The sequence below is a fragment of the Amycolatopsis sp. NPDC050768 genome (assembly GCF_040654155.1).
Lineage (GTDB): Bacteria > Actinomycetota > Actinomycetes > Mycobacteriales > Pseudonocardiaceae > Amycolatopsis.
The window spans coordinates 94,369-113,803 of sequence record NZ_JBFAHL010000014.1 but is presented as its reverse complement, the minus strand read 5'-3'; the positions used below and the strand labels follow the sequence as shown (position 1 = coordinate 113,803).

Annotated in this window: 22 protein-coding genes and 1 pseudogene; 12 read left to right on the top strand and 11 right to left on the bottom strand. The window is 70.1% G+C overall.

The genetic code is table 11. The features are described from left to right. Positions 1-66: 66 nt before the first annotated feature. From AB0H62_RS34465 to AB0H62_RS34450, 4 genes are read right to left on the bottom strand one after another with little or no spacing between them, the layout of a single operon-like run. Positions 67-957, bottom strand: a complete 891-nt coding sequence (locus AB0H62_RS34465; RefSeq protein ID WP_360590733.1) for an ABC transporter substrate-binding protein — start codon at positions 955-957, stop codon at positions 67-69. Then, the gene (locus AB0H62_RS34460; RefSeq protein ID WP_360590731.1) at positions 954-1,652 is read right to left on the bottom strand and encodes an ABC transporter permease; all 699 of its coding nucleotides are present in this window, start codon (positions 1,650-1,652) and stop codon (positions 954-956) included. Before AB0H62_RS34460 ends, AB0H62_RS34465 begins: the two co-directional genes overlap by 4 nt. After that, entirely contained in the window at positions 1,649-2,344 is a 696-nt protein-coding gene (locus tag AB0H62_RS34455) for an ABC transporter permease subunit (RefSeq protein ID WP_220243998.1), read from the bottom strand. Before AB0H62_RS34455 ends, AB0H62_RS34460 begins: the two co-directional genes overlap by 4 nt. Then, positions 2,344-3,432 carry an ATP-binding cassette domain-containing protein gene (locus AB0H62_RS34450; RefSeq protein ID WP_220243999.1) on the bottom strand — a complete coding sequence of 363 codons (1,089 nt, stop codon included), beginning with the start codon at positions 3,430-3,432 and terminating at the stop codon, positions 2,344-2,346. Before AB0H62_RS34450 ends, AB0H62_RS34455 begins: the two co-directional genes overlap by 1 nt. A 195-nt stretch (positions 3,433-3,627) precedes the next feature. Between AB0H62_RS34450 and AB0H62_RS34445 the strand changes: the two genes are divergently transcribed. After that, on the top strand, positions 3,628-5,049 hold the full coding sequence (locus tag AB0H62_RS34445) for a bis-aminopropyl spermidine synthase family protein (protein WP_360590728.1): 1,422 nt from the start codon (positions 3,628-3,630) through the stop codon (positions 5,047-5,049). Positions 5,050-5,068: 19 nt separating this feature from the next. Here AB0H62_RS34445 and AB0H62_RS34440 read toward each other — a convergent pair whose 3' ends face one another. The 3 genes from AB0H62_RS34440 to AB0H62_RS34430 all read right to left on the bottom strand — a co-directional run bounded on the left by AB0H62_RS34440 (position 5,069) and on the right by AB0H62_RS34430 (position 8,144). Continuing rightward, complete coding sequence (locus AB0H62_RS34440; RefSeq protein WP_360590726.1) at positions 5,069-5,944, bottom strand: LLM class F420-dependent oxidoreductase; 876 nt, start codon at positions 5,942-5,944, stop codon at positions 5,069-5,071. Positions 5,945-5,989: 45 nt separating this feature from the next. After that, positions 5,990-6,865, bottom strand: a complete 876-nt coding sequence (locus AB0H62_RS34435) for an LLM class F420-dependent oxidoreductase (RefSeq protein WP_220244002.1) — start codon at positions 6,863-6,865, stop codon at positions 5,990-5,992. Positions 6,866-6,953: 88 nt separating this feature from the next. Next, a complete protein-coding gene (locus AB0H62_RS34430) occupies positions 6,954-8,144 on the bottom strand; it encodes an NADP-dependent malic enzyme (RefSeq protein ID WP_354864606.1) in 1,191 nt (396 codons plus the stop codon). Between the two features lie 461 nt (positions 8,145-8,605). Here AB0H62_RS34430 and rfbC point away from each other — a divergent pair, with 461 nt between their 5' ends. From rfbC to AB0H62_RS34415, 3 genes are all read left to right on the top strand, one after another. Next, the gene (rfbC, locus tag AB0H62_RS34425; RefSeq protein ID WP_220244004.1) at positions 8,606-9,214 is read left to right on the top strand and encodes a dTDP-4-dehydrorhamnose 3,5-epimerase; all 609 of its coding nucleotides are present in this window, start codon (positions 8,606-8,608) and stop codon (positions 9,212-9,214) included. 67 nt (positions 9,215-9,281) lie between these two features. After that, positions 9,282-9,695: an SRPBCC family protein gene (locus AB0H62_RS34420; protein ID WP_360590723.1), complete on the top strand. Its 414-nt coding sequence runs from the start codon at positions 9,282-9,284 to the stop codon at positions 9,693-9,695. After that, positions 9,692-10,135 (top strand): MarR family winged helix-turn-helix transcriptional regulator, encoded by a 444-nt coding sequence (locus AB0H62_RS34415; RefSeq protein ID WP_360590721.1) that lies wholly within the window; start codon positions 9,692-9,694, stop codon positions 10,133-10,135. Before AB0H62_RS34420 ends, AB0H62_RS34415 begins: the two co-directional genes overlap by 4 nt. 4 nt (positions 10,136-10,139) lie before the next feature. Here AB0H62_RS34415 and AB0H62_RS34410 read toward each other — a convergent pair whose 3' ends face one another. Next, positions 10,140-11,669 carry a GMC oxidoreductase gene (locus AB0H62_RS34410; RefSeq protein WP_360590719.1) on the bottom strand — a complete coding sequence of 510 codons (1,530 nt, stop codon included), beginning with the start codon at positions 11,667-11,669 and terminating at the stop codon, positions 10,140-10,142. Positions 11,670-11,679: 10 nt separating this feature from the next. Then, positions 11,680-11,980 (bottom strand): annotated as a pseudogene (locus AB0H62_RS34405) (hotdog fold domain-containing protein); the annotation flags it as partial. Positions 11,981-12,066: 86 nt separating this feature from the next. On the opposite strand from AB0H62_RS34405, the gene AB0H62_RS34400 reads away from it, so the two are divergent. Continuing rightward, positions 12,067-12,657 (top strand): acid phosphatase, encoded by a 591-nt coding sequence (locus tag AB0H62_RS34400; protein ID WP_220244007.1) that lies wholly within the window; start codon positions 12,067-12,069, stop codon positions 12,655-12,657. A gap of 4 nt (positions 12,658-12,661) precedes the next feature. Then, entirely contained in the window at positions 12,662-13,144 is a 483-nt protein-coding gene (locus AB0H62_RS34395; protein ID WP_220244008.1) for a GNAT family N-acetyltransferase, read from the top strand. Positions 13,145-13,158: 14 nt separating this feature from the next. On the opposite strand, the gene AB0H62_RS34390 is transcribed toward AB0H62_RS34395, so the two are convergent. Next, positions 13,159-13,641, bottom strand: coding sequence for a hypothetical protein (locus AB0H62_RS34390; RefSeq protein ID WP_220244009.1), 483 nt, complete (start codon positions 13,639-13,641; stop codon positions 13,159-13,161). Positions 13,642-13,990: 349 nt separating this feature from the next. Here AB0H62_RS34390 and AB0H62_RS34385 point away from each other — a divergent pair, with 349 nt between their 5' ends. From AB0H62_RS34385 to AB0H62_RS34360, 6 genes are all read left to right on the top strand, one after another. Beyond that, entirely contained in the window at positions 13,991-14,917 is a 927-nt protein-coding gene (locus AB0H62_RS34385) for a diacylglycerol kinase family protein (RefSeq protein ID WP_360590716.1), read from the top strand. 274 nt (positions 14,918-15,191) lie between these two features. Next, the gene (locus tag AB0H62_RS34380) at positions 15,192-15,446 is read left to right on the top strand and encodes a WhiB family transcriptional regulator (RefSeq protein ID WP_220247091.1); all 255 of its coding nucleotides are present in this window, start codon (positions 15,192-15,194) and stop codon (positions 15,444-15,446) included. A gap of 543 nt (positions 15,447-15,989) precedes the next feature. Further along, a complete protein-coding gene (locus AB0H62_RS34375) occupies positions 15,990-16,373 on the top strand; it encodes a PadR family transcriptional regulator (RefSeq protein WP_360590714.1) in 384 nt (127 codons plus the stop codon). After that, a complete protein-coding gene (locus AB0H62_RS34370; protein WP_220244012.1) occupies positions 16,370-17,329 on the top strand; it encodes a permease prefix domain 1-containing protein in 960 nt (319 codons plus the stop codon). The genes AB0H62_RS34375 and AB0H62_RS34370 overlap by 4 nt, the downstream gene beginning before the upstream one ends. Beyond that, the gene (locus AB0H62_RS34365) at positions 17,326-18,003 is read left to right on the top strand and encodes a VC0807 family protein (protein WP_220244013.1); all 678 of its coding nucleotides are present in this window, start codon (positions 17,326-17,328) and stop codon (positions 18,001-18,003) included. The genes AB0H62_RS34370 and AB0H62_RS34365 overlap by 4 nt, the downstream gene beginning before the upstream one ends. Continuing rightward, positions 18,000-18,725, top strand: a complete 726-nt coding sequence (locus AB0H62_RS34360) for an SDR family oxidoreductase (RefSeq protein ID WP_220244014.1) — start codon at positions 18,000-18,002, stop codon at positions 18,723-18,725. Before AB0H62_RS34365 ends, AB0H62_RS34360 begins: the two co-directional genes overlap by 4 nt. Here AB0H62_RS34360 and AB0H62_RS34355 read toward each other — a convergent pair. Beyond that, the gene (locus AB0H62_RS34355) at positions 18,712-19,413 is read right to left on the bottom strand and encodes a MerR family transcriptional regulator (RefSeq protein WP_220247092.1); all 702 of its coding nucleotides are present in this window, start codon (positions 19,411-19,413) and stop codon (positions 18,712-18,714) included. The two genes, AB0H62_RS34360 and AB0H62_RS34355, sit on opposite strands and share 14 nt — an antisense overlap. Positions 19,414-19,435 lie beyond the last annotated feature (22 nt).

Genomic DNA, 19,435 nt, shown 5'->3' with positions numbered 1-19,435 from the left:
GGAGCTGGAGGAGTTCAACCGGCACCTCATCGGTGATCGAGGTCGTGCACGAGTTCCGCTGACGGCTCAAGCCTTCAGGTGGTTGCGCGCCAGGAAGTCGTCGGCGACGTCCAGCGGGTTGCGCTTCTCGTCGGTGAACTGGACGTTCAGCTCGGTCAGCTGGTCGGTCGTCAGGGCGGCCGAGACGCGGTTCAGGGCGGCGACCTCGGCCGGTGACAGAGTCCCGCGGGCGACGAGCGGCACGATGTTCTGCGCCGGGAACATGTTCTTGTCGTCGTCCAGCGGGACGAAGCCGTTGGACTTGATCGTCGACGACGTGCTGAACAGGTCGGCCACCTGGACCTCGCCGGACTTCAGCGCGGCCACGGTGACGGGGCCGCCGGTGTCGGTGGTGCGGATCTCCTTGAAGGAGCAGCCGTACAGCTGTTCGATGCGGTCCTTCCACCGGCTGCTCCACTGGCCCGGCCCGCCCATCACCAGCTCGCCGCAGCGCCGGCCCAGGTCCGAGAACGTGCGGACGCCGGAGGCCGCCAGTTCGGGGCGCACCACGAGCAAGTCCTTGTCCTGAGCCGGAGCCTGTTCGAGGACCTCGAACCCGGCCGGCAGCTTCTGCTTGAGCTGCGCGTACACATCGTCCGAAGTGGTCGCCTGTGTGTCCTTGTCGAAGTAGCGCAGGAGGTTGCCGCTGTAGTCGGGCACCACTGAAAGGGACTTGTCCTGCAGGGCCTTCACCACGACCTCGCGGCTGCCGACCGGCGGGCGCACCGTCACGTTCTGGGCGCCGGCGTCGCGTAGCGCGCCGGCGTAGATCTGGGCCAGCAGGAGGCTTTCGCCGACGTCGGACGCGCCGATGATGATGTCGCCCGTCGTGCCGCCCTCGCCGCCGCCGGCGAGCGGGTTGCCGCAGCCGGCCAAAACCAAGACGGCAGAAGCGAAAACCAGACCCCAGCGCCTCACGCCACACCTCCCGCCGCCGCGGCCGAGCCGGTGGTCGCCTGCGCGGCGAGTCGGACGCCCTCCGGCACGAGTGCGCGCTGCACCGCGGCGAGCACCAGGTCGAACGCGATCGCCAGCAGCGCCGTGAGGATGGCGCCCGCGACGACCTCCGTGTAGTCGAGGATGGCCAGCCCGTCGAGCAGGAACCGGCCGAGGCCGCCGAGGCCGACGTACGCGGCGACCGCCGCCGTCGCGATCAGCTGCAGCACGGCGTTGCGGATCCCGCCCAGCACCAGCGGCAACGCGATCGGCAGCTCGACCTTCCACAGTTGCTGCCAGCCGGTCATGCCGATGCCCTCGGCGGCGTCGACCACGTCGTGCTCGGCCGCCTGCAGGCCCGCGTACGTGCCGGCCAGCACAGGCGGGATCGCCAGCACCACGAGGCCGATGATCGTGGCCGTGGTGCTCTCGGTGAAGAGCAGGAACAGGAACGTGACGAGCCCCAGCGTCGGCAGTGCGCGGATCGCGTTGCCCGCGCCCACCAGCACCACGGCGCCGCGGCCGGTGTGCCCGACCCACAGGCCGAGAGGGAACGCGATCACGACGGCGATGACCAGCGCCAGCAGCACGTACCCGATGTGCTCGCCCAAGCGCGTGGCGATGCCGTCCGGGCCCTGCCAGTTGGCTGCGGTGGTGAACCAGTCGAAGACGTTCACGCGGTCGCCTCCGCGAGCACGGGTGCACGGCCGGCGCGCTCCCACGGGGTCAGGACGTTGCGCAGCTGCACGAGCACCACGTCGACGACCAGCGCCAGCAGCAGCGTGAGCACGATGCCGACCACGATCGGCGAGAAGTACTCGCGCTGGAAGCCGTCGGTGAACAGCACGCCCAGCCCGCCGGTGCCGATCAGCGCGCCGACGCTCACGAGGCTGATGTTGCTCACCGACGCCACGCGCACGCCCGCGGCGAGCACCGGCACCGAAAGCGGCAGCTCCACGCCGAGGAAGCGCCGCGGCGCCCGGTAGCCGATGGCCGTGGCGGCGGCGATGATGTGCGACGGCACGGCCTCGAGCGCGTCCAGCACCGGGCGTACGAGCAGCGCCGTGGTGTAGATCGTGAGCGCGACGATCACGTTGATGCTGTCGAGGATCTTCGACCCGATCAGGCCCGGGATCACCACGAACAGCGCCAGCGACGGGATCGTGTACAGCAGGTTCGCCACCACCAGCAGCACACTGCGCACCGGCTGCCAGCGGTGCCCGAGCCAGCCCAGCACGATGGCGAGCACGATCCCGATCACCAGCGGCACCAGCGCGAGGTAGATGTGCTCGCCCAGGTCACCGAGGATCTCGCCGCGGTTGTTCGCGCTGCCCAGGTAGCGCCCGAGCTCGTCGAAGAAGCCGCCCATCAAGACGCCTGCGGAGTGGCCTCGATCACGTCCAGGACTTGGTGGGCCACGACCGTGCCGATCACGCGGTGTTCCTCGTCCACGACCACGCCGAGGCTGGCGGGCGACGACAGGGCGGCGTCGAGCGCGCCGCGGATCGGCGTGCCCTGCACGTAGAGGGATCCGCCGGCCACGATGTCGCCCTCGGCGAGCTCACCGTCCACAGTGGAGTTCGGCGGCAGCCAGCCGCGGGGTTGCTTGTCGGAGTTCACGACGAGCAGCCAGTTCTTCGACGGCTCCGGCACCTTCGTGCCGAGCTCCACGACGTCCGCAGGGGACACCTCGACGCCGCTGGCGGACACGAAGGACAGACCGCGGTAGCCGCGGTCGCGGCCGACGAACGACGCCACGAAGTCGTCCACCGGGTGGCGCAGCACGTCGGACGGGGTGCCGTACTGGGCGAGCACGCCGCCCACGCGCAGCACCGCGATCTTGTCACCGAGCCGCACCGCCTCGTCGATGTCGTGCGTGACGAACACGATGGTCTTGCCCAGCTGCGACTGCAGCCGCAACAGCTCGTCCTGCAGCTCCTCACGCACGATCGGGTCGACCGCCGAGAACGGCTCGTCCATCAGCAGCACCGGCGAGTCGCCCGCGAGCGCCCGGGCCACGCCCACGCGCTGCTGCTGGCCGCCCGAGAGCTGAGCCGGATACCGCTTGCCCAGCTCCTTCGGCAGGCCGACGGTCTCCAGCAGCTCGGCCGCGCGGGCGCGGGCCTTGCGCTTGTCCCAGCCGGACAGCAGCGGCACGGTCGCGATGTTGTCGAGCACCGTCCTGTGTGGAAAGAGGCCGGCGTGCTGGATCACGTAGCCGATGCCGCGGCGCAGCAGCGCGGGGTCGCCCTCGCTCACGTCCTTGCCGTCGAGCAGCACGGCACCCGACGTGGGCTCCACCATGCGGTTGATCATGCGCAGCGACGTGGTCTTTCCGCAGCCCGAAGGGCCGACGAGCACGGTGATGGTGCCGTCGTCGACGGTGAGCGAGAGTCCGTTCACCGCCACCGTGCCGTCCGGATAGCGTTTGGTCACATCGCGGAACTCGATCGTCACGGACTTCTCCCCACGTCAGATGCAGATCGACCGTAGCCCACTCGGCGGGCCTTGGCAGCCTTTCCCGCACTGTGGCCCCTTACCGATCCGGCCAAAAGAAGGCGGGTACCCAACCGGACGTGACCGCGTCTGACGACCATTCCCGCCGTGGCTGTGGCCGGATTGGTAACGAGCAGCACAGTAGGCTGGGCGCTCGTGACCGCTCTCGACGACCTCTTGACCGCGCACGGCGCCGGCGTACGCCCGCTGTACGAGGTGATCGACCTGCTCCGCACGGGTCCCCGCGAGCTGGCCGACCTGGTGCGCCTGGCCGCGGCGCCCCGGCGCAGTGTCGAGGACGTGCTGGCCGCGCTGGAGCGTGATTTGGAGCGTTCCGCCGCAGGTATCCGGATCGCACCCGCCGCGCTGCCCGAGTACGAGGCGTACCGCTTGCCGCGGTTGCCCGATCCGCTCGACGGCGCCGTGGCCGCGCATTCCGAGCTGCTCGCGTCGATTTCCGGCTGGGTCGCCGGTGTGCCGGCGCCGCTCGCCGCTCTCGACCACGTGCAGGCGACGCCCGAGACGGTGCTGCGGCGTGCTTTGTGGCTCAACGCCCGCTACGACCTGCGCCGCTCCCGCCTGCTCTTCCTCGGCGACCACGACCTGACCTCGCTGGCCGTGCACGCCGTGTGCCCCGAGGCCGAGCTGACCGTGGTGGACCTCGACGAGCGCGTTCTGTCCTACCTGGACTCCACCAGCGACCGGAAGGTCGCCACCGCGCACGCCGACCTGCGGGTCGGCCTGCCGCCCGCCGTGACGGGCCGCGCGGACCTCGTCTTCAGTGATCCGCCCTACACCCCGGACGGCATGGGGCTGTTCGCCGCTCGCGCCGTGCAGGCGCTGCGCGAGCCGACCGAGGGCCGCATCCTGCTGGCCTACGGCTACAGCCCCCGCCACCCCGCACTCGGAGCCCAGGTGCAGCGTTCGCTGGCGACGCTCGGGCTCACGTTCGAAGCGATCCTGCCCGACTTCAACCGCTACGACGGCGCCCAGGCCATCGGCGCCGCCGCCGACCTCTACGTCTGCCAGCCCACCGCGAAGGCCCGCAAAACGGGCCGGGGCAAGGGAAAGTCGGCCATCTACACCCACGGGCCGCAGTCCGTGGAGGCCACCGGCACGAAACCGACGCTGCTGTCCGCGTTGCGCGACATCGCCTCCGAAGGCGGTCTGGCCCTGGAAACCCGGCCCGTCGACTGGTCGATGTCCGCGCCCGAGGGTGACGCCGTCGCCATGGACCTCACCGCGGACCCCGGCCCGTGGCTGCTGCGCACCCTGCTCGGCACCAACGCCCGCCGCCTGGCCCTGCTCGTGCCCAACAACCACCCGGACCTCGCCGACGCGGCCTCGCAGGCGGCACTCACCGACCTCATGGCCGGCAAGTACCGCCTGCGGTTCCTGCGCAGCACGCCGGACAACCGCCACGCCGTGGTCACCGCGGACATGGTCGACGACCCGTCGGAGGTCCTGACCCGGGCGCACGCGCGGCTGGCGAACGTCGCGCTCGACGTGCCGGGCGAGCTGGTGGACCTCCGGCTGGTCGACGTGCCGCGGCACCGGCTGGTGGAACTGCTGCGCTGAAGCCGGGGACCGCAGTGGCTCAGAACAGTTCCGCGGCCAGTGCCTTGTAGACACTGAAGACCTCGTCGTCGTAGACCTGCAGTTCGACGTCCGGAATGGCCGGGTGGGTGGCGTGGCGGGTGGTGATCACCTGGATGGCGACATGGTTCGCGCCCTGATTGTGGTGTTCGCCGAGCTGCCCGGCGATAGCGGCCGCGTCGCCGTGGGCGACGACGGCGTCGATGAGGCGGTCGCTGCCGTCGCCGGTCAGGTCTTCGTCGGTGAAACCCAATCGACGCAGGTTGCTGGTGTAGTTGGTGAGGCCCAGGTACGGGTGTTTGATGCGCGGCCGCGCCGTGTCACGGGCGCGAGCCGGGTCCGTGTCGAGCACCACCTTCTGCTCGGGCGCCAGCAGCGCGGAAGGGCCGAGCGCCGCACGCGAAAGCCGCGTGTGCGACGGCGGCACGAGGTAGGGCACCGACCCGCCCGCGCGCGAAGCCGTGAGCTCCAGCATCTTCGGCCCCAGCGCGGCGATCGCGCGGCCCTCCACCGGAACGCCGCCCTCGTCGAGGCCGTCGAGGTAGCTCTTCATCGCGGCGAGCGGCTTGGTGAACTCCCGCGTCTGCTCCGGGTGACCCGCGCCGATGCCGAGCCAGAACCGGCCGGGGAACCGCGAAACCAGCCGGTGGTACGCCTTCGCGGCGACGGCGGGGTCACCGTGCCAGATGTTGAGGATGCTCGTGCCGACCACGAGCGTCGAGGTGGCTTCGAGGAGTTCGTCGAGGCCCGCGAGGTCGGTTGGTGGGCCGGCGGCCCACAACGTGGAGAAGCCGAGCTGCTCGATCTCCTTCGCCATCGCCGGGGTGGTCAGAGCGGCCGGTTGCCAGACGCCGTAGGCGCCGAGGTCGATCGTCATGCCCCCAGCGTGGCGACAGAAAAATGGACCGGCAAGTCCAGAGCGTCAGAAGAGCTCGGCCGCCAGCGCCCGGTAGACGGCCAGGATCTCGTCGTCGTAGCTCGGCAGCTCGATCCCGGGGAAGTCGGGATGCTCGACGGTCGCGCCGGTGATCACCTGGATCGCGACGTGGTTCGCGCCTGCCGCCAAATGCTCGCCGAGGCGGGCCGAGATGGTGGCCGCGTCGCCGTGCGCCACGAGGGAGTCGAGCAGCCGGTCGCTGCCGTCCCCCGAGAGGTCCTCGTCGGTGAAGCCCAGGCGGCGCAGGCTGTTGGTGTAGTTGGCCAGCTTGAGGTACGCCGCCGTGACCCGCGGCCGGGCCGTCTCGCGCGCCCGCGCCGGGTCCGGGTCCAGCAGCACCTTCTGCTCGGGCGCCAGCAGGAGCGAGGGACCGAGGGCCTCACGGGCGAGCCGCGTGTGCTCGGGCGTCACGAGGTACGGCACGGCCCCACCCGTGCGCGAAGCCGCGAGCTCGAGCATCTTCGGGCCCAGCGCGGCGAGACCGCGGCCTTCCACGGGCACGCCCGCGGCGTCGAGGCCGTCGAGGTACGCCTTGGTCGCCGCCAGCGGCTTGGCGAACTGCTGCGTCTGCTCGCGGTGCCCCACACCGAGCCCGAGCCAGAACCGGCCGGGGAACCGCGTGCTGATCCGGTGGTACGCGGCAGCGGCGGTGGCCGGGTCGCCATACCAGATGTTGAGGATGCCCGTGGCGACGACGAGCGTCGACGTCGCCTCGAGCAGCTCGTCGATGCCCGCCAGGTCGACGGGCATGGCCGCCACCCACAGCGTGGTGAAGCCGAGCGCCTCGATCTCCTTGGCCATGTCGGGAGTGGTCAGGGCGCCGATCTGGAAGATGCCGTACTGACCGAGTTCGATCTTCATCACCTCAGCATGGCCCGGAAAAAATGGACCGGCGAGTCCAAAAAAGGGGCTCCTCACCATAGAGGAGCCCCTTTTCGGCAGGAAGAACTCAGCCGGTCACACCGTCGGCCACCGCGGCCTTGGCGACGGCCGCCGCGACCTCAGGGGCGACGCGCGGGTCGAGCGGGCTCGGCACGATGCGGTCGGGGCCGAGGTCGTCGGTCGCGACGGAGACGATGGCGTCGGCCGCGGCCAGCTTCATGTTCTCGGTGATCGCGCGCGCACCGGCGTCGAGGGCGCCGCGGAAGACGCCGGGGAACGCCAGGACGTTGTTGATCTGGTTCGGGAAGTCGCTGCGCCCGGTGGCGACGATCGCCGCGTAGCGCGCCGCGTCGGCCGGGTGCACCTCCGGGTCCGGATTGGACAGTGCGAACACGATCGGGTCGTCGGCCATCGAGCCGAGCAGCTCGGGGTCGATCGTCGCGCTGGACAGGCCGAGGAACACGTCGGCGCCCTTCAGCGCGGCTTCGAGACCGCCGGTGAGACCGGAGGAGTTGGTGGTCGTGGCCAGCTGCTGCTTGATCGGGTTCAGACCCTCGCGTCCCGAGTGGATGATGCCGCGCGAGTCGAGCACCGTGACGTCGCCGACACCGGCCTCCTGCAGGATCTTCGCGCAGGCCACCCCCGCCGCGCCCGCACCCGAGATGACCACGCGCTGGTCGGCGATCGCGCGGTCCAGCACCAGGTTCGCCCCGCGCAGCGCAGCGAGCGTGACGATCGCGGTGCCGTGCTGGTCGTCGTGCATGACCGGGCAGTCGAGCGCGGCCTTGAGCTTGTCCTCGAGCTCGAAGCACCGCGGCGCCGAGACGTCCTCCAGGTTCACCGCGCCGAACGACGGGCGAAGGCGCACCAGCGTCTCCACGATCTCGTCGACATCGGTGGTGTCGAGCACCAGCGGAATCGAGTCGAGGCCGCCGAACGTCTTGAACAGCACCGACTTGCCCTCCATGACGGGCAACGACGCGCTCGCGCCGATGTCGCCGAGGCCGAGCACCGCCGTGCCGTCGCTGACGACCACCACGAGACGGTCGGCCCAGGTGTACCGCTTCGCCTGGGCGGCGTCCTCGGCGATCGCGCGGCTCACCTTCGCCACGCCGGGCGTGTAGGCGATCGAGAGGTCGCGCGGGTCGGAGATGGGCCGGGTGGCCGCCACGGAGAGCTTGCCGCCCTCGTGCCCGGCGAAGATCTCGGCGTCCGTCACCGGCGCGGCGGTGGCGGCGGTGCTGGCCTGGTCGGTCATCGGGGTTCCTGTCGTCGTTTCCGGCGTTCGCCCCTCGGCGATCGCGGAACTCGCGGGGTGGATCTGCGTCACTGAATTACTCCTGGGACTGCGAGCGGGGGACCACTGGCAGCGGGCGAAGGCGCACCCGCGCACCCTTGGAACTTGTCCTCCGGACGGCAGCCCAGCGCGGTAGCGCCGGCCTGTCGGCGAGGCGTCACAGCGGCCATCCGATCCGTGGGGTGTGGCTGATGGCCGCGGACGCTGCGGTCTCCCAATCATGACAGGAGCCCCTCCGGAGGCGGACCCTCGGTGCGGCTCATGTCACAGATTCAGTGGACTTCCCGAGGAAAACCGCCGAAAATCCCCTATTCCCAAGACGTCCGTCCGGTTTTGTTGAATGGTTCCGAACCGATTCAGTGACCACGACGGACCGCGGCCACCCGCATTTCGCGCCGCGCGGCACTCGATAAGGTGAGCGCATGCAATTCCGCCCACTGAAGGTCGCCGACGCCTACGAGTTCACCCCCCGCGCGTTCCACGACGAGCGCGGACTCTTCGTGGCGCCGTTCCAGGAAGAGGCGCTGCTGAGCGCCACCGGGCACCCGATGCGCATGGGCCAGACCAACCACAGCGTCTCCCGCCGCGGCACCATCCGCGGCGTGCACTTCGCCGACGTACCGCCGGGCCAGGCGAAATACGTCTACTGCCCCGCCGGTTCCCTGCTCGACGTGATCGTCGACGTGCGCACCGGCTCCCCCACCTTCGGCCAGTGGGACTCCGTCCTGCTCGACGCCAAGGACTTCCGCGCCGTGTACGTCGCCGAGGGCCTGGGCCACGCGTTCGTGGCGCTCGAGGACAACACGGCGATGGCGTACCTGTGCTCCGAGCCGTACAACCCGTCGGGCGAGCACGGCATCAGCCCGCTCGACCCCGCGCTCGACCTGCCGTGGCCCGCCGATCTGACGCCGATCGTGTCCGAAAAGGACGGTTCCGCCCCGACGCTGGCGGAGGCCGAGGCACAGGGGCTGCTGCCGTCGTACGCGGATTGCACGGCCTATTACGAGAAGCTGCGCTCAGCTCACCACTGAGTTCCGGCCGACCCACGGCCGGTTCTCGCTGTTGCGCCTTTAATATGCGCGCATATAGTATGCCCGCATGGCACTATACGAGTACGAGCACACCGAGACCACCACCGCGCCCGCGTCCGCCGTCTGGCCACTGTGGACGGACACGTCGCGCTGGCCCGAATGGGACGCGGGCCTGCGGGAAGTCGTGCTGGACGGCCCGTTCGAGGCGGGCACCAGCGGCACCATGACGATGCCGGACCAGCCGCCGATCCCGTTCACGCTCACCGCCGTCGACGATGGCCGCGGGTTCACCGACGAGACCCGGCTGCCCGACGCCACGCTCGTCTTCGAGCACTGGCTGGAGGACGCCGAAGACGGCACGCGCATCGTCTACCGCGTGACGGTGGACGGACCACCGGAGCTGGGCCCGGCCGTCACCGAGGACACCCCGGACGCCGTGCGCGCGCTGGCACGGCTGGCCGAGGCATCCTTGCGGGCATGACCGCTCTGGAGTCCCGCCTGCCCGGTCCCGACGAGAGCCCCGGCTTCCTGCTGTGGCGCGTCACGCTGGCCTGGCAACGCGTGATGCGTGCCGCGCTGGCGCCGCACGACCTCACGCACGTCCAGTTCGTGCTGCTCACCACCACGTGGTGGCTCACGCGCTCCGGCGAGCCGCCCACGCAGCGGCAGCTCGCCGAGCAGGCCGGCACCGACACGATGATGACCAGCCAGGTCGTGCGCAAGCTCGCGGACCGCGGCCTGCTCACGCGCGCCGACGATCCGGCCGACGCGCGCGCGAAGCGGGTGCAGCTCACCGAAGCCGGCTCGGCGCTCGTCGCGAAAGCGTTGCACGACGTCGAAGACGCAGACGCACGGTTCTTCGGCGGGCTCGGCGAGCGGACCGGTGGGTTCGTGTCCGCGCTGGCCGAGCTCGGGACATGAGAGCTCAGACCAGCACGTCCTCCGCCAGCACCCGTTCGACGTTGCGCTCGGCCAGGGCCGTGATCGTGACGAACGGGTTCACGCCCGTGCTGCCCGGGATGAGCGAGCCGTCCGTCACGTAGAGGTTGCGGTAGCCCTTCACGCGCCCGTAGTCGTCCGTCGCGTCGCCGAGGACGAGGCCGCCGAGGGGGTGATAGGTGAACCGGTTCGCGAACGGGCGGGTGTCGCCGAAGAGGTCGTAGCGGTAGATGGTGACGTTGGCCGCGTTGATCTTGTCGAACATCGCCTTCACCGCATCGATCGACGGCTGGCCTTGCGAGGCGGTCCACTGCAGTTTCGCCGAATCCGAAGCCACATCGTAGGTGAAGTGCCCACGTTCCGGGTTCTTCGTGATCGCCAGGTACAGGCTCACCCACGTCTCGAGCCCGGCCGGCACGGGCGCGATCTCCGCGAAGACCGGGTGCACGGGGTCGTTCCAGTTGTCGATGCCGAGCGCGGGCATGCCGGACTGCAGGCTGCCCGTGGTGTCCCAGACGTGGTTGGCGCGCCCGAGCATCACGTTGCCGTTGGTGCCCCAGCCCTGGCCCACGGCGTCAGGCAGGTCCGGCAGGCGGCCGGTTTCCCTTGCCCGCAACAACAGTTCGGTGGAACCGACACTGCCGGCGCCGAGGAAGAGGTGCTTCGTGCTCACGCGCTTGGTGGCCACGACCGCGCCGTACTGGTCGATTTCGCGCACCACCAGCGTGTACGCGCCGTCGGGCTGCTGGATGATTTCGCGGACCTCGTGCAGCGTCTGGACCGTCACGTGCCCGGTGCCCAGCGCGGCCGCGAGGTAGGACTTGTCGAGCGAACGCTTTCCGTGGTTGTTGCCGTAGATCACTTCCGACGCGAGCGCGGAGCGTTCGACGGTGCCGGCCTCTTCCTGCTCCAAGTATGAGAAGTCGTAAACGCTGGGCACGAAAGTCGTCGTGAAACCGGCTTTCTGCGCGGCTTTCTGCGCGGCTTTCCGCGAAACGCGCGCGTATTGGTAGGAGCGGCAGGTCTCGAACCACTGCTCGTCCACGGAGTTCACGCCGAGCCCGGCCCGCGCGCGCGGGAAGTACATTTCGTACATCTCGTCGGCGTCCACGCGCGGCAGAATTTCCTCGAAGTACGAACGTTTCGGCGTCACGGCCATCGCGCCGTTGACCAGCGAGCCGCCGCCGACGCCGCGGCCGAGGTACACGGACATGTCGCCGTAGTTCACGCGGTCGAGCACCCCGGCATACGGCTTGATGTCGTGGTTGGCGATGTCGAGCCACAGGAACGACGCGAGCGGCGCCTGCGTGCGGTTCTTGAACCACATCGAGCGCTGGTCGGGGTTCAGCATCTCGCAGAAAACCTTGCCGTCAGGCCCGGGATCGTGCCATAGCTGCCCCATTTCGAGCATCAGCGTGGGCACACCGGCCTCGCCGAGGCGCAACGCGGTGGCCGCGGCGCCGTAACCGGTCCCGATGATCACGGCGGGCGAATACCCGGGCAGGGGCGTGTTCACGGTGGCGCCGCACGTCCATCCCCTTGGGCAGCCAGCGGTGCGACGGCGGCACGGTCGCCTCCGCGAGCATGCCCATCGCGATCTCCGCGAGGTTGCACGCGGCGATCGCGTGAAAGGTCCGGATGTGGTTGTGGACACCCCACCACTTCGGCGCGGTGACCGAACAGTGCCCCGGACACAGCTGCCGCACCGACGGCAGCACGGTCGGCGAAATAGGGCACGCGCAGGCACATCGCCGCGGAAAACAGCTGCTTACCGCCCGGTTTGCCGGCCAGCCGGCGCCACAGCGCGAACGTCGGGCTCGTGCCCATCGGAACCTCCCCATCTACCTACTCGTCAGTAGGTAAACACAGTACGCGACCTGCCCACAAACGGGAGCGGGGCTATATTCGGGCTCGTGGCACATCGGCTTTTCCTCCTCAGACACGGCCAGACCGAGTGGTCCGTCAACGGCAGGCACACCGGACGCACCGACATCCCGCTCACGGCGGCGGGTGAGGACCAGGCGCGCGCGGCGGGCGGCACCCTGCGCACCCTGCTTGGCGGCCCCAAGCTCGTGATCTCGAGCCCGCGCGAACGCGCGAAGCGCACGGCCGAGCTCGCCGGCCTGCGCGTGGACGAACTCACCGAAGACCTCGCCGAGTGGGACTACGGCGAGTACGAAGGCCTGACCACGCCCGTGATCCGCGAAACGGACCCGGGCTGGACCGTGTGGACGCACGCGATCCCCGGCGGCGAGAGCGCCGCCGACGTCGCCGCGCGCGCCGACAAGGTCCTCGATCGGGCACGCCGCGAAATCGACAACGGCGACGTGGTCCTGGTGGGCCACGGGCACTTCAGCCGCGTGCTGGTGGCGCGCTGGGTGCGCCTGTCGTCCACCGCGGGTGTCCACTTCGGACTGGACCCGGCCGGCATCGCCGTGCTGGGCGACGAACGCGGCGAGCCCCAGGTCGAGCACCTGAACCTGCTGCCCGCACTGGAAGGCTGAGCGCTTGCCCGACCCCCGCATCCGGCGGATCCGGCCCGAAGACGTCGACGCCGTGGTGGAACTGGTCTACGCGCTCGCCGAGTTCGAGCGCGCGCCGGACGAATGCCACCTCGAAGCGCCGCAACTGCACAAAGCGTTGTTCGGCCCCGCGCCGGCGTTGTTCGGCCACGTCGCGGAAGTCGACGGCCGGGTCGCCGGGTTCGCGTTGTGGTTCCTGAGCTTCTCGACCTGGCGCGGCACGCACGGCATCTACCTGGAAGACCTGTTCGTGCGCGCCGAGCTGCGTGGCTCGGGGCTGGGCAAGGCGCTGCTCGCGGCGCTGGCCGCCGAGTGCGTCGAGCAGGGTTACCAGCGGCTGGAGTGGGCAGTGCTGAACTGGAACCCGGCCGTCGGGTTCTACCGGGCACTCGGTGCGCTGCCGCAGGACGAGTGGACCACCTACCGGCTCACGGACGCGCCGCTGAAGGCGCTGGCCTCCGAAAGCTGACGCAGCCAGGCCCGTCAATCCTCGTCGTGGCGCTCGCGTTCCTCGCGGCGCCCGGCGAGGCCACCGCGTTCGGCTGCTTCTTCCTCCGTCTCGCCTTCGCGCAGGCCGAGCGCCCACGCGCGGGCCGGGCGGCGGAAGAGCAGCACGAGCGCCGCGAGGCCGCACACGCCGATCGGCACACCCCAGGCCGGCTGGCCGGACGGGCCGAGCACATACCAGCCGATGCCCATGAGCAGCAGCGCGACCACGACACCGGGCGAGCGCGCCCACTGCCGGCCGAGGACCAGCCCCGCCGAGGCGGCCAGGAACGCGATCGCCAGCACCGCGTAGGTGCCGAACTCGGCCCAGATGTTGTTGCCCGGCTGAGAAGGTTCCTGCAGGCCGCGCACGAGGATCACGACGCCCAGCACCAGGAGCCCGAGACCGGGCAGCGCGGTGAGGATCCCGGCCAGCCGGACCTCGAACGGGGTGGGCGGCTGGTTCTCGTCGAGCGACACGGGTGCGGCCTTCCAAGCTGCTTTGCGGGAGCACAGCGACCCGACCTGCACGGGTCACGGTGGGTGAGCGGTTTCGATCGTATGCCACCCGGTCGGCCGTTTTCGCGGGGCGCCGGGCACGTGAAAATCGGGGTTGTCGTCGATGAGCGGGCGGTCGGCCCGGGTGCACTTGTCACGACGAGCGGATGTTCGCCGTACGCAAGGGAGGATCGCCCGCCACAGGGTCACCGGACGCAGTACTGGCGCACTCCTTCGGTGCATCTGGAGCGCCGTTCCCCGTGTTGAGCTTCGCGTCACCTTGTGCCGTCGAAGGTTCTCCACCCGGGCGAACGTCACCTACGGTGGGGAAGTGCGCGCCATCCTCGTCGTGAACCCCCAGGCCACCTCGACCACCGCCGGTGGCCGGGATGTGCTGGCGCACGCGCTGGCCAGCCAGGTGAAGCTCGACGTCGTCGAGACGGACTACCGCGGCCACGCGATGGCCGTGGCGCGCTCGGCGGCCCGCGACGGTTTCGACCTGGTCGTGGCCCACGGCGGCGACGGTACGGTCAACGAGGTCGTCAACGGTCTCCTCGCGGACTCCACCGGCGACCCGGGCCGGCTCGGGTGCGTCCCGATGCTCGGCGTGGTGCCCGGCGGCTCGGCCAACGTGTTCGCGCGCGCCCTCGGCCTTCCCGTGGATCCCGTCGAAGCCACGCACCAGCTGCTGATCGCGCTGGAGAACGACCGGCGCCGTCGCATCGGGCTCGGGCTCGCCGACGGGCACTGGTTCACCTTCAACGCCGGGCTCGGCTGGGACGCCGACGTGGTGGGCCGCGTGGCGAAGCGGCGGGGCAAGGAAACGAGCGCCGCTCTCTATCTACGCGCTTCAGTGGGCTCCTACTTCCGGCCGCCGATGGGCCGGCCCGCCCTGACCGTGCGGATCCCGGGCGAGGAACCCGCCGAGGTGGTGACCGCGTTCGTGTCCAACACCGATCCGTGGACCTACCTGGGTGATCGCGCCGTCCACCTCAACTCGGGTTGCTCGTTCGAGACAGGATTGGGCCTGTTCGCGTTGAACGGTCTGCGGTTGCCCACCGTGTTCACGCATGTACGCCAAGCTTTGCTCACGAAGAGCGACCAGCACGGGCGTCGTCTGATGCGCCGCGACGACGTGCCGATGATCCGCATCGACGCAGCTGAACCGGTGAACTTCCAGGTCGACGGGGACCTCGTCGGGCAGCGGACGCGGGTGGAATTCCACAGCGTGCAGGATGCACTCACAGTAATCGTGTGACGGTGCGACCACTGATCGCCTGCGGCAAAGTGCATCTTGCCGCTCGTCGACCCAGAACCTCCGCTCACCGCATCGCGCTTCCGCCGGGCGGTCTGTTTCGGACAGAAACCGCAGGTCAGAGGCGTCGCTCGGCCGGGTGAGCTGACTCACCGATCTTCGGGAAACCCTTGTCGAACGCGGTGCTTCGTGAAAGCATTCACAAGCACCCAAAAACACGACCGCCATGACGACTGTGGCGCGGCCTTCCCGCGCCACTATGAAGGAGCTCACGAACATGGACTGGCGCCACGACGCGTCCTGCCGAGACGAGGACCCCGAGCTGTTCTTCCCGGTGGGAACCAGCGGTCCGGCTCTGCTGCAGGTCTCCGAGGCGAAGGCCGTGTGCCACCGCTGCACCGTCGCTTCCGACTGCTTGGCCTGGGCTCTTGCCAGCGGCCAGGACGCCGGCGTGTGGGGCGGCATGAGCGAGGACGAGCGACGCGCGCTCAAGCGCCGCCGTACGCAGATCGGCACGCGTACCATCGCCTGAGCCTGAAGGCTCAGAAGCACCACAACCCTGAACTGGATTCGTCGCAGGGGCTTTTCTTTGTCCCGTCCGCCTGCGACTTGGGGCGATACCCATCCGGTTTAAGCGTAACAACCGAGGTGAAACCACCCGCACCCGGGTGCACTGCACCTCACCAGGACTGAACAAGTCCTCCCGCGGAACGTCGTGAGGGCCGGTACCGATTCGTTCGGTACCGGCCCTTCGGCGTGTCCGGGGTTCTTTCGGCGTCGCCCTCTTCCGTGCCGCCGACCCAGTCGCCCGCCGGCCGTCCGTTGTGGACCGACCTCCGCGGCCGATTGCCCTGGGGTAGAAGATCTTTCGCGTTTGACGCGCCTTGCCGCCGTCGTGAGCTCGCTCCGCCGGCCGCGTTCCCGATGAACGGCTACCCGTCGGTTGAACGTTTGCCGAACGACTCCTGAACGCGACGCGACCCAAGCCTGCGTGACCCCCCCTCTCGCACACCCTGCCGCCTCGCACAGCATTGCCATTTGACGATACTGTGTCTCACACACTATCGTGGCAAGCGTGAAAGACACCGACTTGCTGGACGCGCATCGGCAGGAGCTGTGGCGAGGGACGGTCGTGCTGGCGAGCCTGCTGGCGCTGCAGAAGCCCGGGTACGGCTACGGACTGCTCGACGCACTGGAGCGCGCGGGGGTGCCCGCGCCGGCCAACACGCTGTACCCGCTGTTGCGCCGCCTTGAGGGTCAAGGGCTGCTGACCAGCGAGTGGGACACCTCGGGCACCCGGCCGCGGAAGTTCTACCGCACCAGCCGCGACGGGCTACGGCTCGCGCGGGAACTGCAGAAGGAGTGGCGCGCCATCGACACCGCGCTGAGCCTGCTGGACACCGAAGCGGACCCGGAGACGAAGACCGAAGAAGACACCGAACTGGGGGAACAACCATGAGCACCACACTCACCGACCGATATGTGGCCGCCGCCGTGCGGCATGTCTCGGGCAAGCACCGCGGCGAGATCGACCGCGAGCTGCGGGCCGCGATCGCCGACGACGTCGACGCACGGGTCTCGCTCGGGGAGAGCCCGGGCCAGGCCGAGTACGCGGCGCTGGCCGAGCTCGGCGACCCGGCGCAACTGGCGACGCGGTACGCCGACAAGGCGACCGCGCTGATCGGGCCGGCCACCTACCCGGACTACGCCCGGGCGGTGCGCCTGCTGAGCGCGACCGTCCTGCCCATCACCTACGTCGTGAACGGGATCGGGCACTGGGTGCGCGGCGAAAACGTTGCGGCGGCGATCTTTTCGCCGCTGGGCGCCACGTTGACCGTCGCGATGTACCTGCTCGTCGCGATCACTGTCCTTTATGTACTCGTCGAGCGCTTCGGCAGCGAGCGCGGCCCCGGCGAACCCGACGAGGACTGGAAACCCGACCAGCTCCCGTTCTCCGACGCCACGGCGACCACCACGTGGAACGAAGTCGGCAGCGGCATCGTGCTGGCGGTCCTGCTGGTGGTGGCGCTGTTCGTGCAGCGTTCGGCCACGCTCGTGACAACGGCTTCCGGCGCGCGGGTGCCGGTTCTCGACCCCGCGTTGTGGGGGTTCTGGGTGCCGTTCTTCGTTGTCGTGCTGGTGCTTTCGCTCGCACTGGCGGTGGCGAACCTGCGACTGGGCCGCTGGACGCCCGCGACGGCCGTCGCCGGCACCGTGCTCATCCTCGCGGCGACGGGACCGCTCGCGTACCTGTTCTTCGAGGCGCGCGTACTCGATCCCGCGCTCGGCAGCGGCTTCGCCGAGACCGGCAGCTGGATCGGCTGGCTCGCCCTGGTCGTCCTGGCTGCCGTCACCGTCGCCGTGCTCGCCAAGACCTGGCGCCACCGCGACCGTCAGCGGATCGAGGTCCGATGACGACCACGCTCGCCCCTCCCGAAAAGCCCACCACTCCCCCGGAACTGCGCCGGGAGCTGATCGTCAACCTCGCCATCAACCTCGTCGCCCCGGCCGCGCTCTTCTACGGCCTGCGCGCGCTGGGCGTCAACCAGTGGCTGGCGCTGCTGGCGGGTGTCGTCCCGCCGGCCGTGCGCGCCGTGCAGACGGTGGTCACGAAGCGACGCGTGGACACGCTCGCGGTGTTCACGTTGAGCATCCTGGTGCTGAGCGTCGCGACGTCGTTCCTGTCCGGCAGCCCGCGGTTCCTGCTGGCCAAGGACGGCTGGATGACCGCGGCCGCCGGGCTCTGGATGCTGGCGACGCTGCTGCGGACACCGTTCCTGTACCAGGTGCTGCGGTCGTTCCTCGGCCAGGAGGCGCGCGACCGCATGGAGCGCAACTGGCTCGGGTCGCCCACCTACCGCCACGTGCTGCGCGTGACCACCGCGATGTGGGGTGTGGTGCTCGTGCTCGACGCCGGGGTGCGCGTGGTGCTGGCCTACACGCTGTCCGTGGACCGGGTGCCGCTGATCAGCGGGCTGCAGTACGTGGCCGTGTACCTCGCGCTCGAGGTCGCCACGCGGGTCTACGCCCGTCGCAAGAGTGTCATCGCCGCCATCGCGGCCGAAGTCGGAGAGGAATCACCTGCATGACCGTCGTTCTGATCACCGGAGGTTCGAGCGGCATCGGTGCCGCCGTGGCGCGGCACTTCGCGGCCGAGGGCGCCCGGGTGGTGGTGGCCGACGTCGACGAGGCTGCCGGCGCGGAGGTCGCCGCCGAGGTCGGGGGCCTGTTCGTGCGCACCGACGTCACGCGGCCCGAGGACAACGAGGCCGCCGTGGCCGCGGCGGTGGCCGAGTACGGCGGGCTCGACGTCGTGCACCTCAACGCCGGCACCGGCGGCGCGGGCGGCCTCGACGACTTCGACCTGGAGCGTTATCGCCGCACGTTGGCGGTGAACGTCGACGGCACGATGTTCGGCCTGCGCGCCGCCGTCCCGGCGCTGCGGGCTCATGGCGGTGGCGCGATCGTGGTGACGTCCAGCCTCGCCGGCATCTCGCCGGCCACGTTCGACCCGGTGTACTCGGCGAGCAAGCACGCGATCATCGGCCTGGTGCGGTCACTGGCCCCGGCCTGTGCCGATTCGGGGATCACGCTCAACGCCGTGTGCCCGGGGTTCGTGGAGACGCGGATGATCGGCGGGCTCAAGGACACGCTCGTGGCGAACGGCTTGGCCGTGGCTTCTCCGGCGGAAATCGCGTCCGCGGTCGCGACGATCGCCTCGGGTGAGGGCACTGGAGAGGCGTGGATGCTGCAGGCCGGGCGCGCTCCGGAACGCGTCGAGTTCCCGGTGGTCGAGCTCAGCCAGGCGTGACCGAATCGCGCAAGGTGAGGTAGGCGTCGAGCTGGGCGGCGCCGGCGAGCAGGGCGCGGCTGCGGGCGGTGAGCCGATGCTGCCAGGCGTCGAGGAAGGCGCTCAACGCGTCGGCCCCGCCCGCCTCGCGCAGTGATTCGAGGAACTGCGCGACCTGGCGCAACAGGTAACCGCCACGGCGGAGCTGCCGGGCGATCTCGGCGTCACGCACGCAGTCCGGGCCGTATTCGCGATAACCGGTGGCCCGATTTCGTTCAGGACGCAGGATGCCCTCGGTTTCCCAGGCGCGCAGCGTCGCCGGGTGCACGTCGAGCCGTCGCGCGAGCTCGCCGACGGTCAGCGGCGGGCCTTGCAACGGTGCCGGCGCCGTGGACAGGGTGCCCAGGGCCGCCGCGACTTCAGTGCGGGTGTCGCGTTCGGCGAGCAGAGCGACATGCGCGGCGTCGATGAGCCGGTAGGCGGATTCGGTGTCACCGCGGTGGATCGAGCGCATGATCTCCACTGCCGGCTGGTGCCCGTGGCCCGCGCGCAACGCTAGGAAGGCGCGCAGGCCCTGCGCGTGCAGCGGCGTGTAGCGGCGGTAGCCGCTGTCGCTGCGTCCGGTCGGCGGGAGCACGCCGGCGTCGTCGTAATTGCGGACCGCTTGGGCGGACAACCCGTGCTCCCGCGCGAGGTCGATGGGTCGCAGGGTGAACCTCCGTTTGAGGCTT

Excerpts from the sequence above, each read along its gene's own strand:
- AB0H62_RS34430 (WP_354864606.1), bottom strand. The coding sequence starts at position 8,144 with ATGACCGACCAGGCCAGCACCGCCGCCACCGCCGCGCCGGTGACGGAC.
- AB0H62_RS34420 (WP_360590723.1), top strand. The coding sequence starts at position 9,282 with ATGGCACTATACGAGTACGAGCACACCGAGACCACCACCGCGCCCGCG.
- AB0H62_RS34360 (WP_220244014.1), top strand. The coding sequence starts at position 18,000 with ATGACCGTCGTTCTGATCACCGGAGGTTCGAGCGGCATCGGTGCCGCC.
- AB0H62_RS34365 (WP_220244013.1), top strand. The coding sequence starts at position 17,326 with ATGACGACCACGCTCGCCCCTCCCGAAAAGCCCACCACTCCCCCGGAA.
- AB0H62_RS34440 (WP_360590726.1), bottom strand. The coding sequence starts at position 5,944 with ATGACGATCGACCTCGGCGCCTACGGCGTCTGGCAACCGGCCGCTCTG.
- AB0H62_RS34455 (WP_220243998.1), bottom strand. The coding sequence starts at position 2,344 with ATGGGCGGCTTCTTCGACGAGCTCGGGCGCTACCTGGGCAGCGCGAAC.
- rfbC (WP_220244004.1), top strand. The coding sequence starts at position 8,606 with ATGCAATTCCGCCCACTGAAGGTCGCCGACGCCTACGAGTTCACCCCC.
- AB0H62_RS34370 (WP_220244012.1), top strand. The coding sequence starts at position 16,370 with ATGAGCACCACACTCACCGACCGATATGTGGCCGCCGCCGTGCGGCAT.
- AB0H62_RS34380 (WP_220247091.1), top strand. The coding sequence starts at position 15,192 with ATGGACTGGCGCCACGACGCGTCCTGCCGAGACGAGGACCCCGAGCTG.
- AB0H62_RS34415 (WP_360590721.1), top strand. The coding sequence starts at position 9,692 with ATGACCGCTCTGGAGTCCCGCCTGCCCGGTCCCGACGAGAGCCCCGGC.
- AB0H62_RS34435 (WP_220244002.1), bottom strand. The coding sequence starts at position 6,865 with ATGAAGATCGAACTCGGTCAGTACGGCATCTTCCAGATCGGCGCCCTG.